The 12303-nt window shown below is 37.9% G+C and carries 13 protein-coding genes; all 13 read left to right on the forward strand.

Going from position 1 to position 12303, the window contains the following annotated elements:
- Positions 1–47: 47 nt before the first annotated feature.
- The 13 genes from gspG (at position 48) to ACSLUH_RS01405 (ending at position 12299) form a co-directional block, all read left to right on the forward strand.
- Positions 48–476 carry a type II secretion system major pseudopilin GspG gene (gene gspG, locus ACSLUH_RS01345; RefSeq protein WP_448563795.1) on the forward strand — a complete coding sequence of 143 codons (429 nt, stop codon included), beginning with the start codon at positions 48–50 and terminating at the stop codon, positions 474–476.
- Positions 463–2124: a GspE/PulE family protein gene (locus tag ACSLUH_RS01350; protein WP_448563798.1), complete on the forward strand. Its 1662-nt coding sequence runs from the start codon at positions 463–465 to the stop codon at positions 2122–2124. The genes gspG and ACSLUH_RS01350 overlap by 14 nt, the downstream gene beginning before the upstream one ends.
- Positions 2121–3311: a type II secretion system F family protein gene (locus ACSLUH_RS01355; RefSeq protein ID WP_448563800.1), complete on the forward strand. Its 1191-nt coding sequence runs from the start codon at positions 2121–2123 to the stop codon at positions 3309–3311. The genes ACSLUH_RS01350 and ACSLUH_RS01355 overlap by 4 nt, the downstream gene beginning before the upstream one ends.
- Positions 3295–3684, forward strand: a complete 390-nt coding sequence (locus ACSLUH_RS01360) for a prepilin-type N-terminal cleavage/methylation domain-containing protein (RefSeq protein ID WP_448563802.1) — start codon at positions 3295–3297, stop codon at positions 3682–3684. The genes ACSLUH_RS01355 and ACSLUH_RS01360 overlap by 17 nt, the downstream gene beginning before the upstream one ends.
- A gap of 10 nt (positions 3685–3694) precedes the next feature.
- Positions 3695–4087 carry a hypothetical protein gene (locus tag ACSLUH_RS01365; RefSeq protein WP_448563804.1) on the forward strand — a complete coding sequence of 131 codons (393 nt, stop codon included), beginning with the start codon at positions 3695–3697 and terminating at the stop codon, positions 4085–4087.
- Entirely contained in the window at positions 4084–4767 is a 684-nt protein-coding gene (locus ACSLUH_RS01370) for a PulJ/GspJ family protein (RefSeq protein WP_448563806.1), read from the forward strand. Before ACSLUH_RS01365 ends, ACSLUH_RS01370 begins: the two co-directional genes overlap by 4 nt.
- Positions 4757–5608 carry a type II secretion system minor pseudopilin gene (locus ACSLUH_RS01375; protein ID WP_448563808.1) on the forward strand — a complete coding sequence of 284 codons (852 nt, stop codon included), beginning with the start codon at positions 4757–4759 and terminating at the stop codon, positions 5606–5608. Before ACSLUH_RS01370 ends, ACSLUH_RS01375 begins: the two co-directional genes overlap by 11 nt.
- Entirely contained in the window at positions 5592–6548 is a 957-nt protein-coding gene (locus tag ACSLUH_RS01380) for a hypothetical protein (protein WP_448563810.1), read from the forward strand. The genes ACSLUH_RS01375 and ACSLUH_RS01380 overlap by 17 nt, the downstream gene beginning before the upstream one ends.
- Positions 6545–7090, forward strand: a complete 546-nt coding sequence (locus ACSLUH_RS01385) for a hypothetical protein (protein ID WP_448563812.1) — start codon at positions 6545–6547, stop codon at positions 7088–7090. Before ACSLUH_RS01380 ends, ACSLUH_RS01385 begins: the two co-directional genes overlap by 4 nt.
- The gene (locus ACSLUH_RS01390) at positions 7087–7569 is read left to right on the forward strand and encodes a hypothetical protein (protein WP_448563814.1); all 483 of its coding nucleotides are present in this window, start codon (positions 7087–7089) and stop codon (positions 7567–7569) included. Before ACSLUH_RS01385 ends, ACSLUH_RS01390 begins: the two co-directional genes overlap by 4 nt.
- Positions 7570–7571: 2 nt before the next feature.
- Positions 7572–9638: a secretin GspD/PilQ domain-containing protein gene (locus ACSLUH_RS01395; RefSeq protein ID WP_448563816.1), complete on the forward strand. Its 2067-nt coding sequence runs from the start codon at positions 7572–7574 to the stop codon at positions 9636–9638.
- Between the two features lie 147 nt (positions 9639–9785).
- Positions 9786–11096 carry a lipopolysaccharide biosynthesis protein gene (locus tag ACSLUH_RS01400; protein WP_448563818.1) on the forward strand — a complete coding sequence of 437 codons (1311 nt, stop codon included), beginning with the start codon at positions 9786–9788 and terminating at the stop codon, positions 11094–11096.
- Between the two features lie 9 nt (positions 11097–11105).
- A complete protein-coding gene (locus ACSLUH_RS01405) occupies positions 11106–12299 on the forward strand; it encodes a polysaccharide pyruvyl transferase family protein (RefSeq protein ID WP_448563820.1) in 1194 nt (397 codons plus the stop codon).
- Positions 12300–12303: the final 4 nt, after the last annotated feature.

Consider the following 12303-nt stretch of genomic DNA (forward strand, 5'->3'; position numbering starts at 1 on the left):
ATTGAGTAAAGTAGTGCTGCTTTTCATCGGAGTTTTTTAGGGTTACTATGAAATATTTACAATTTAGGAATCAAGCTAATCATTGCAATAAGGGTTTTACTCTAGTAGAGCTATTAATTGTAATGGTGATTTTAGGATTATTATCGGCCATTGTCGCGCCAAGGATGTTTAGTAAGGTTTCTTCTGCTAAGGTTGGTACAGCAAAAGCGCAAATGCAAGTATTAGCGACAGCGTTAGATTCTTATCGCTTGGATATCGGCTATTACCCTGAATCTCTTGCTCAATTAGTGTCCTCAGATGAAGAGTCTTGGGATGGTCCTTATTTTCCCCAAGCTATCCCACAAGATCCATGGAAGAATGATTATTACTACACTAGAGTGACGGATGAAAATACGGGTGAGGGCTTTACGTTAAAAAGTTTAGGGCGCGATAAAAAGCCAGGTGGCGAGGGCGAAGACGCTGATGTGGAATACTAAGGTTGAGCAATACATCTGTCAGCATAAGCTGATCGATGAGCAACGCTTAGCAGAAGCTAAAAATTTTCAGAGCAGTTCTGGTCACCACCTAGAGCAAATTTTGGCTCACTCTGGTTGGATTGATGAAGAGCAATTGTGTCAGTTGTATTGTGACATTTTGGGCTTACCGCGCTGGCAGCATCATTTTAATTTAACCTCATCACAACTTACCGAACTTAAAGAAGTTAATTTTTCATTTTTAGCTAAATATCAAATGATACCGGTTAACCTGAAAGAGCAAAAGTTGACCGTTGCGTTATGTTCGCCTCATTATTCTGAAGCAGCAGATTACACTCGATTTATTGGTTTGGATATAGAATTTGTTTGTATCACTGATAAAGAGTTTGAGTTGTATCACGAACAATATAAAGCCATGCTCCCTGATGCCCATCATAGTGAAATTAGCGGTGATAATGTAGAAATGCTAAAAGAACTCGCGCTAGGCGCGCCAACCGTTAATTTAGTGAATAACTTAATTAACAAGGGCATTAAGCTTGGTGCATCAGACTTACATATTGAACCGATTAATGGCCGCTTTAGAGCGAGATACCGTATTGACGGCATATTGAAAGAAGCGGATCCTATACCACAAAGCCTGCAACTGGCGGTCATATCAAGAATAAAAATATTATCCAACATGGATATTGCTGAAAAGCGACGCCCGCAGGACGGTAAGATTGAAATGCGTGCCGGCAGTACCGATCTTGATATTCGTTGCTCCTCTTTGCCTTTAGGGCAAGGCGAAAGTATGGTAATGCGCTTTCTTATTAAAAACGCGGTTAAGTTTGACCTACAGAAATTGGGTTATGCTGAAGATTTGATTAAGAGAGTCAATGACGATTTGAAGCGTACGTCAGGCGTTATTTTAATGACGGGCCCAACAGGCTCAGGTAAAACAACCTCGTTATATTCTTTTTTAAATCAAATCAATACACCCGATATTAAAATAATTACCCTAGAAGATCCTATCGAATATCAATTGCCTGGTATCAACCAAGTGCAAGTGAATTCGGATATCGGTTTTGATTTTTCAGCAGGTCTTCGCAGTATCGTGCGCCAAGACCCAGACGTGATCATGGTCGGTGAAATTAGGGACAACGAAACCGCAAAAATTGCTCTGCAGTCGGCGTTAACCGGTCACTTAGTGTTTAGTACCGTTCATACTAACGATGCCCCTTCTGCCTATACGCGTTTGATGGAATTGGGTATTGAAGAGTATTTACTTAATGCTGGTCTTGTTTCCATTATGGCACAACGCTTAGCGAGAAAGCTTTGCTCTGAGTGTAAGCAACCGATGGAAGAACAACATTTAATTGAACAGTATGAACTGGCAGACTTAGCAAAGCGAAATGCTATAAGAGATATTCAATTGTATACAGCGGTTGGCTGTCCCCATTGTGAGCATACTGGCTATAGTGGCCGCGTTGCTTTTTTAGAGTACTTACCTTGTGATCGACAAGTAAAACGCTTAGCAAAAGATGAAAAGTTACTTGATAACCTTTACACGTTAATGAAAGAGAATAATTTACGTTCATTAAAGGAGGATGGCTTTTTAAAGGCCATACAAGGGGTTACTTCTATTAATGAAGTACTTAGGGTGGCAGGTTGAGTCAGTTATTTCGTTATAAAGCTTATGACCGTTCGGGTAAGCATGAACATGGCGAAATTAGCGCTATCAATATAGCAGATGCTGAAGCGCAATTAACGCAAAAAAACCTTTTAGTGATTAAGGTCACAGAAATAAAGGCAACTGGTGGTTCATCGAGAGTCTCTTTAGCTGATATTGAACAATCAACCGAGCAGTTAGCTATTTTGCTAAATAATGGCTTGAAGGTTGATAAGGCGTTAACAATACTTTCTCGTACCAATAGTAAAAGTGGGATTGGTCTCGTTTGGCGCGGCGTATTAGAAGATATTAAAAAAGGAAGGTCACTCAGTGAAGCGATAGAGGCTCGACAAGAGGTGTTTTCGCCACTTTATTGTGAAATGGTGAAAATAGGTGAGAGCACGGGTAATTTGCCAACCGTTTTTACGCGATTAAGTGAAAATTTGCGTTTTCAAATTGGTTTGCGCAGTAAAGTATTACAGGCGATCAGTTATCCTTTTTTCATTCTATTGGTCTGTATTAGTGCGATCTGGGCGATATTTAACTTTGTAGTTCCAAGTATGTCCAGTATGTTCGAGTCGATGGAAGAGGTGCCATCCTATACCCAGTTTTTATTGGATGTCAGTAATAACGTACAAAACTATCAAATACATGCCGTTATTATTGTGATTTTACTCATATTCTTTGGCGTATATTTATTTAAACAGCATAAGACACGCCAGCAATTTATTAAATTTGTCGTTAGACTGCCCTTAATAAAGGGTATTACTAACAAAGCGGATAGAATTCGATTTGCTACCGCTTTGCAGCTGACACTAGAAAGTGGCGTAAATTTATCTTCAGCATTAAGGTTGGCAGGTGAAACCGTTATTGATGTCGAACTGAAAAATCAGTTAACTAAAATAGCGAGCCAAGTGTCCTCTGGAGTTCAGTTAAGTGACAGTTTACAGCCAATTAAATTATTTGATGATGTTGCTTTATCTCTTGTTGCTGTAGGAGAAGAAAGTGGTACTTTAGCAAACTCATTTCGTGAAATAGCCGCTCGAGCAAGACAAAGCTTTGAGACTTGGCTGATGAAGTTTACCGCATTGCTTGAACCTTTGCTTATCTTGATTATGGGCGGTGTTGTTGGCTCTGTAGTTATAATAATGCTGTTAAGTATTGTGTCGATAAATGATGTCTCGTTTTAATAAAGGCTTTACGCTAGTTGAGCTACTCATTGTGTTGGTATTGATAGGTTTAAGCTCGTCGATAGTATTGCCGTCAATGTGGCAGCAGTTTGATCAAGTTAAATACCGTTCAGAGATCGCTAAAGTTAAATCTATGGTGAAGTATTGTCGCCACTTTAGCTTTTATCAAAACCAGGCACTGATTGTTAATTTCAATGAAAATAAGCTCAATGTTACCAGAAAAAAAGACGGCGAGATTCTAAGAACGATGCAATTTGACACCTTTACTTTTGCGCCACAGACCTTGCATTTTGAAAAACAGGGCAGCATTAGTCAATTGAGATTAGCACTTATTAAAAATAAACAAGAGATGAAAGTTGAACTTCAAATATAAGCAAATAGGGATGACGCTTATTGAAGTGCTCATCGCGGGTATTATTTTATTTATCTCGATTAGTGCAATTAGTCTTGTTGCTCGAACGAAAATTCTTAATCAACAAAAGTTGATGAGAGCGACAGAAACCGCCTATTTGGCAGAATATTCAAGAGATATTATCAAATATCATTTAAAGCATAGCGATGTAAGAGAGGGACAAATAACTCTTGGTCAGCAAGAGTATCAATGGCTTGCGATTGCAGATAGGTCAGCCCCCCCAAGACGAGTATTAGAAGAATCTGAGGGCTCTGCCCATGCCAATCGTGATTTATTACTGCTTTACACTGTCACGATAACACCGACTGGAACAAAAAATGGCGCATTTACGTACAAAGAGCTAGTTTGGGAAATGCAGCTATGAGGACTCGGGGATATACCTTAATTGAAGTGCTGGTTGCTATGGTTATTTTCAGTGTTTTAATGACATTATCTGTGTCTTCGTATCGATATTTTTTCAATGCCACTGTCAGTAAGGGCAATACCGAGTATGATTTATCTCTGTTGACTAAAAGGAAAATCATCAACAACGCGATTAAAGGTCTTCAGCCTTATTACTATGCTGGACTTGATGGGAAAAATGAATTGTTCTTCAAAGGTGAAAAACGTTACTTCTCATTTATTACCAATACACCTGGCTATCTTGATGAGCCTTTGGTGATTGCTAACTTCTTTGTACGGGAGTCGGGCAAGGTATTAGCATACTGTGAACTCCCTTTGGGCAGTGTGAATTTATTAAATTATAGATTTCGCGAATCACACTGCAATGAATATCAAGTCTATACATCGGCTGATAATATTGAGTTTTCCTATTTTACTTGGAAAGATGTCCTTGAGCTCGATAATTATTACTCTGAAATGTTAAATATTGCAATAAAACCTAAGCCTTTGTGGCGCGAGCAATATGATAGTGCAAAAACCATTATATTGCCGCTATATATTAAAGTCATGATAGAAGGGGGCAGCAGGTTATTACCATCAGAGCTATTGTTTGAAGTTCCTGAGGAGTTACCTCACACTAAGGCTGATAAAAATGCGCTGTAAAATAAAACAAATGCAAGGTGCAGCGTTATTATTGGTAATTATGATAACTGCCATTATGTCTATTATTATGACCTTAATGTTACACCAAAGTAAATTGGACAGTAAGTTAGCAGCCATGGTTAAGCTTAGGGCGAAGGCTGAACTTGAATTACATAGCGCTCAAGCAGAATTTACTTATCAGTTTATGAGTACCCCTTTACACTTAGTTGGCCCAGACTTTCCCTCTTCTGCGCATGTGTTTGATTCAATCGTTGATAGTTTTGATGGCCAAGAAGTAGCGTTCGGCAATGTAAAAGTCTCGGTACAAGATGTTAGCGGCTTAGTATCACTGTTGCCCTTAGACAAGAAGTCATTAAATTTGTTATTGGTCGCTCAACAATTTGATGATGACAGCTTACTTGCTTTTTATGACCGACTAGATGACTGGCAGGATCCAGATTCACTGACGAGACTGTCAGGAAAAGAATTAGGCGATTATCAAGCATACCCCTATTTTCCTTCCAATATTGTCATTCAATCTGTAGATGAGTTGGCTTATTTATTAGATAAAGAAATATACCAAAACATAAGCCCTTATCTTGTGCTGTACGGTGATGGCTATATGAATAGACAATTTACCCCTGAAGCCTTATACTCGGCGGCAGGTATAGAAAACAACAATAGTAAAGAATATTCTGCATCTATAGGTACCTCAGAAAGTGGGGTTAATTACCCTTCTGGTCGTTATTTGATTAGGTTGTCATACGCTGATAAGGGTGTTTCTTTAGGTAAACAATTTCTATTAATAAGAGGACTAGGAACTTTTCAGCCTTTTTTTATCACTAATGAACAATTATTTTAATAAACTATTTCGCATAGCTAACTATTTTTCAATTAGCCATTACTTCACTAAAGAAGATGGTTTAGTTGCTATTGGTGAGCGCAGCAAGAATAAAATGGCAAATATTTGCTTAGTCAAAAGAAATTGCTATTGGCATACCAAGAAGGACTACAGCAATATTAACTTAATTGAACTACCTAAGCTTATTCAAGCAGAAATTAAAAACGTAGCGCCATTTGAAGGGGAGATATTTTGGCAAATTGAGCAGTTAACCCTGCAAAGTGCTATTGTTCATTATTATGTGGTTCCTAAGAAACTTATTGAGGGTATCCGCCCCTATTGCCAGTTTATATTTCCAGAGAGTAATAGTGATGAAAGCTTACTTTCATTACTAAATGAAGAGGTATCAACTAAATACTTGAACACTAAGGAAAGCATAGGCAATAACAGTGTTTTTTCTTTGAGCGGCCTGTTTATAAAAAAAGCAAAAGATGAAAAAATCGTCGTTCAAAAACTTACTAACAAGATGCTGTTTTTATTATCAAGTGTCAGTATCCTGTCCTTCGTTTTATTGTCTTCAGTGTATTTGTCTGTCATGCAAAGTTATTATCAAGATGCAACGCTGGCTAATCAATCTGCGGTGGAAAGTGCGCTTAAAGTTCAACGAGAAGTGAAGGCAAGGTATCAATCAAAACAAGATTTTGACACGTTTATTGCTGATAATCCCAATGTTTTATCACTGTTTAGTTCGCTTGATCTAAGTGGTTTTACTTATGAATTAAATAGGGTGCATTTACACCCTAAGGGTGTAAAAATAACAGGTACTACCAGCCAGTCGGCGACAGATATTCTGGCACATTTAATTCAAGAATCAGTCGTCAAAGAGGCAAAATTTTCAAGGCCAGTATCCAAAGATCGCTCTGGAAGTGAAGTTTTTGTGATTGAGGTGCTCTTTTCGTGAATCAGTTCACTTGGAATGTAAAATCAGCAGGCTTACTCGCTATTGTTGTTCTTTTATGCGTGGAATATATCGCATTCCCTTGGTTTGATTGGGTGAATGAAACCCAAGCAAGTATTGTTTCAGCGCAGGAAAAACTGGAAAAGCAAGAGCGATTAATCGCCAAAGCGAAAGTATTAGAAGAGCAAAGAGAAGCATTAACTACAGGTTTTAGTAGGCAAATAAAAGATTATGTTATTGTAAGAAAGAATGAGGATTCGGCAGTGGTCTGGCTTCAGGAGTTAGATACACACTTAGCCAAATATGATTTTACAGTAAATAATAAATCACCTCTTCGAGAAGTTGAGCTCAATAGTGATTTTGCAGTGTTTGTCGGCAAGGTCAACATTAGAGGAAATTACGGCCAAGTGTTACATTTTTTAGATAAGCTTGAGAATGAATCTGTCGGAAATAGAGTAAGGCAGCTTAGATTAACTAGAAATCCTGCAACAAAAGAGTCGGTTGTCGCTGACATAGAATTTCTTAAGGTTTTAAAGCGCTCATGAGAAATTTAGTTGTCTATTGCGCTTTGGTTTTACTTTTACTTTGGGCTTTTATCAGCAGTGTTTTTGTGCCAACCTCAGATGCAAGCCTAGAAAAGTTAAATGATAATCTGACTTCTGTTGTTAGTCATGATGCACCTAAAGATGTTGATATCAAAAAGCTTTCCTTATTACTTGGTGTTGACTACGAGGAAGAGGCATTAGTTGAGGAGGTTGAAGTGACTCAAGCGCTCGAAGTTTTACTTGAAGTTGTGCTGATATATACCTCTAAAGACCAACAAAAAGTAAGGTTAAGTAAATTAGTCAATGACAAAAAAGAGGAAGTTGATATGCAACTGGGGGATGAGCTTTATCACTATCGATTAACTGAGATATCCCCAAGCGTTATTGTATTTGATGATGGCAAAGACAAAACTACCTTAAAGGTATTTGAGTCGATTATTATTTCTGTATTAGATTCACCAAAGGAAAAAACCGAGTAATCATGAAATTATGTTATAAAAACAAACTATTTATTGCGTTGATTGCTGTTGCTCTTACAAGCTGCTCGTTAACTGATAACGACACTGACAAACAGCATGCCAGTAAAGGATTGAGAAATACTCAAGTTGAGGTGAAACCTTCTATATTACGTAGTAATGTCAGTGTTGATGAGCCAAAAGCGCAAAGTGATGATGAAAATGATAAGGAGGTTACTGGTAAATATACTGTCTCGGAAGTTCCTGATTTTGGGGGCATCAATAAAGTGTTGGATAGCGAAAAGCAAGAGTTAACCTTCGAAGGTGAACCGATTACTTTTGTTGCCGACCAATTAAGTATTCGCGAATTTTCGCATAAGGTATTTAATGAATTGTTAAGTATGAATTATGTGCTGGCTCCTGAGTTAGCCGCCTCAAAAACTAAGCTAACATTAAATATTGCCACACCAATCGAAAGAGAAGCTTTTTACAACTCAGTTTTAGAAACATTAAACCAAAACGATGTATTGTCATACAGAAAAGGTAGTATTTTATATCTAGCAAAAGCTAGTAAAACCAATGAAAAAAATAATATTGCTATAGGTATTGGTAGAGAAGAGATTGATGTTCCAGATATTTCAGGAGAAATTACTCACATCGTACCGTACGTTTATAGCGAAAGTCGTAACATTTCCAGTATTATGAAAAAGTTATCCACCGCACAAGTAACGGTTAACGCCAACCAAAAAATTATTTTGCTTGAAGGTGAGCGAGATGAAATTCTGCGAGCGTTGAAGATAATTCATATGCTTGATGTTCCACGCGCTTATGGCCGAAAAATACGTTTGTTTGAGTTTGCTCATATTGCACCCGAAGAAGCAATTCAACAAATTACTGATTTGTTGAAGGAAGATGGTTTTCAATTTAGCAATAATGGTGATATTTCATTTGTTCCTATGCCACGCATTAACTCTTTTGTTGCCTACGCGGCCAGTGAAGCAGCTATTGAGCGTATTAATTATTGGGCGAAAAAGCTCGATGTGCCGTTAGCTGGGGATCAAAACCAATACTTTGTTTACAAACCCAAGTATGCAAAAGCTGAAGAGATGCAGAAGGCGTTAGACAGCCTCTTAATGGGAAGCAAAAGGAACGCTGTAGCGTCAAGAGGTCAAGAGGCGAATGGAAATAACCCTCAAAATAGCCCTCCGTCATCGAAAGGTGCGATAGTTACCGGGGGAATTAATATTAGTCTTGATAAGCAACAAAATGCTTTAATACTTAATACAACGCCGCTAGAGTACAAGAAAATTCTTAATTTGCTAGAAAAAATTGATGTATTACCAGGGCAAGTGATTTTAGATGTGACCATTTTAGAGGTAACATTAAAAGATGATATGAAGTCAGGTATTGATTGGCTTTATGATAACTCCCTAAATAGTGATAAGTCGGTAAAATTTGATTTTTTGAGTTCGGGCGCTATTGCTGGTGTTTTTTCCTCTGGTGATTGGCAAGCTAACCTAAATTGGAGTGATGAGCAAGACGATGCTAGAGTGATATCACGACCTTATTTGATTGTTCGTGACGGCGAATCTGCATCAATATCTTCCGGCGATCAAATTCCAATTATCACGCAGGTGGTTGAAGATACAGGAAGTAATGGTTCGGTTTCAAACTCGGTACAATATCGGTCTACCGGTGTTAATGTGTCACTAACGCCGACCATTAATTCAAACGGTGTGATTTCTTTATCGGTCTCAATGGCGGTCAGTAGCAGTAAGGCAAGTACCAATACCCAAGTAGTAACGCCGACTATCACCAACCGTTCGATTTCAACCGAGATTATTGCTAGAAATGGTCAGACTGTTGCGCTAGGCGGCTTGATTCAAGAAAATAAAAATGAAATTGAGAATAGCGTACCGCTTCTGGGATCTTTACCTATCGTCGGTAATTTGTTTTCAAGTAAAACAGACACTTTTACTCGTACCGAACTTGTCATGCTAATTACCACAAAAATTGTTCGTGACTCTATGCAAGTGGATGAATTTAGTGAGGCAATGGCTGAGTTGTATAGCGCTCCGATTGTCATTAAATAATTGCGTTAGCTAACGACTTGTTTTTGAATGAGCCTATATATGATGATATTGGCTCATTTTTTATTTTGTACACCACTAAAATATGGCGTTAACATTCACTAAGTTTGCTTGTAATATAGTTTTATCGTCAATGAGAAGCCTTTAACTTTGCCCGCTTTTATACATTCAATTAGGCACAGCCTATTAGTTCGAAATATAGCTATTATTATTGGCGGCACGGCTGGAGCACAATTAATAGCCCTTTTCGCGTCTCCAGTGATAACCCGACTATATTCTCCTGAGGCCATTGGTGTGTTGGGGAGTTTTATTGCGCTACTAAGTGTCTTGTTACCCATTGCCGCTTTTAGTTATCCAATGGCAATTGTATTACCTAAAAAAAATCGTGATGCGGTAAAGTTAGCCAGTTTATCGTTATCGATGGTTTGTATTTTCAGTGCCTTAATACTATTGGTACTCCTGTATTTAAATGAAAGCGTAGGTAAATATTTTGGTTTAGATATGACAAGTAGTTTATTTATACCGCTAAGTTTAGCTTGCGCGGTCATCATGAGCACAATCTTAACTATTTGCAGTCAGTGGGTGATTAGACACAGGCTTTTTACCTTGAGTGCACAGGTAATGATTGCACAGGCATTGATTGTTAATGGTTTGAAAATATTTTTTGGACTATTTATACCTTTTGGTAAAACTCTCATTATGTTGAGCTTGCTGGGGATGTTTGTGCACTCCGCTTTGCTATTTATTTGGGTAAAAATTAAGGCGAAAAAAAGACACAGGCTCAGGCTAGGTTGGGGCTTAGATACAAATACAGCGAAAGAGTATAAAAACTTTCCACTTTATAGAGCGCCTCAGGGGCTATTGGCTAACGTTAATCAAAATTTACCTGTGTTATTGATTATGACGCTATTTGGGCCGATTCCTGCCGGTTTGTATACCCTTTGTAAAAGCACTTTACTTATACCTGTCACGTTAATTGCTAAGTCAGTTAACGATGTACTTTTCCCGCAAATTAATGAAGCGTATATTAATGCAAAAGCGATTAGCCCATTGGTTATTAAGGCGACACTAGGGTTAGCCGTCTTAGCGTTGCCCCCGTTAATTATATTTGTTTTATTTGGTCCACAACTTTTCAGCTTTGTTTTTGGTGCTAACTGGGGTGAAGCGGGTATATTAGCTCAATGGCTCGCATTGCGTTTTTATTTTGGTTTTATTAACCGAGGTTGTCTGGCAGCAATTCCTGTTTTACGACTCGACCGATTTTTACTTATCAATAGCATCATCAGTTTAGTGCTATCGATAGCTGGTTTTTATTTAGGTGTCTTTATTTTTAATCACTATGTATATGCAATAGCCTTACATAGTTTATTTAGTATTATCCCTCAAATCCTATTGGTGTTCTCTGTAATTTTAGTTGCCAAAAGGCACGATAAATCTTTAATAAAACCAATAAATAGTTAGGATAACATATTGAAAAAAATCGTATTGTTTGGGGCATTTGATAGATATAATTATGGCGATAATTTAATGCCTATTCTCTTTCAAAAATACGTGGAGAGGTATGCTCCGCATTTGTTAGATAAGTTTGAATTTGAGTATGTCGCTATAAGCCATTCAAATTTAGAAAGGTATTCATGTCAACCAACCAAAGCTATAGATTTAATTAGCGATACATTGCCTGAAGGCTCTGTAATCGTTGTTATTGGTGGTGAAGTGCTATGTTGTAAAAGTTCGTCACTATTTTTGCATATGCAAAATAATCAGCTTCATCATTTTATTTTAAAAGTATTTAGGAAGCTAGCACCGCGAGCATTTAGTTGGTATTCCTCGCGTTGCTATTCAACGGCTTGGGAATTCCCATTCATTCCTTCACCTGAATTTTTTACTCAGGGTACTAAAGTTGTCTTTAATACCGTCGGTGGGGATTTTAGTAACGTATCGCCTGTCGAGTTGAAAGAAGTTAAAGCTAGGCTTGCCAGGGCTGAGTATGTGTCTGTAAGGGACACACGTACATACGGCAATATAACATCTATAGGTCTCACAGCACATTTAGCACCTGATTCAGCTTATATTATGGCAGACTTGCTCTCTAAAGACTGCTTGAAAAGTATGGTGGGTGCAGAGCTTATTAATCAGTTATCTTTAAATTACTTTGTTTTTCAAGGGGCGCCAAATAAAATAGGTAGCTCAGTTGATGAATGTATCAATCAGATCAATAATCTTGCTAAGTATAGTGATCATAAAGTCGTGCTATTGCCTATTGGCTATGCCTCTGGTCATGACGATTATCGGCTATTGAATAAAATCCATAAAGCCTTACCAGATGTCACTATCATGTTAAACGAGTTGACGCTTTGGGAAATAATGTATGTTATCGCAAATTCGCAAGCGTATTTTGGAACGAGTTTACATGGTGCTATCACTGCTATGTCTTATGGGCTCCCGCATTTTGGTATAAATCCAAAGGTTATCAAATTAGATGCATTTTTGAGAGACTGGAGTATTGAGCCGTTTAATAGGTGCTACTCAATCAGTGAACTGAGCGTGCTACCTGAATGTATTACAACAGACAGTTTAAATAACTTACAAGTGCAGTCCAATGTCACTATAGAAAAAGTAAAAGCAAACTATAAGGCCATGTTGGCGACTATTAACGAGAAATAGTTTA

This window comes from Thalassotalea ganghwensis (assembly GCF_053485795.1).

What these genes read in the sequence shown, in the direction of transcription:
- ACSLUH_RS01375 (WP_448563808.1), top strand. Translation starts at nt 4,757, where the DNA reads ATGCGCTGTAAAATAAAACAAATGCAAGGTGCAGCGTTATTATTGGTA.
- ACSLUH_RS01380 (WP_448563810.1), top strand. Translation starts at nt 5,592, where the DNA reads ATGAACAATTATTTTAATAAACTATTTCGCATAGCTAACTATTTTTCA.
- ACSLUH_RS01370 (WP_448563806.1), top strand. Translation starts at nt 4,084, where the DNA reads ATGAGGACTCGGGGATATACCTTAATTGAAGTGCTGGTTGCTATGGTT.
- ACSLUH_RS01360 (WP_448563802.1), top strand. Translation starts at nt 3,295, where the DNA reads ATGATGTCTCGTTTTAATAAAGGCTTTACGCTAGTTGAGCTACTCATT.
- ACSLUH_RS01395 (WP_448563816.1), top strand. Translation starts at nt 7,572, where the DNA reads ATGAAATTATGTTATAAAAACAAACTATTTATTGCGTTGATTGCTGTT.
- ACSLUH_RS01390 (WP_448563814.1), top strand. Translation starts at nt 7,087, where the DNA reads ATGAGAAATTTAGTTGTCTATTGCGCTTTGGTTTTACTTTTACTTTGG.
- ACSLUH_RS01365 (WP_448563804.1), top strand. Translation starts at nt 3,695, where the DNA reads ATGACGCTTATTGAAGTGCTCATCGCGGGTATTATTTTATTTATCTCG.
- ACSLUH_RS01350 (WP_448563798.1), top strand. Translation starts at nt 463, where the DNA reads ATGTGGAATACTAAGGTTGAGCAATACATCTGTCAGCATAAGCTGATC.
- gspG (WP_448563795.1), top strand. Translation starts at nt 48, where the DNA reads ATGAAATATTTACAATTTAGGAATCAAGCTAATCATTGCAATAAGGGT.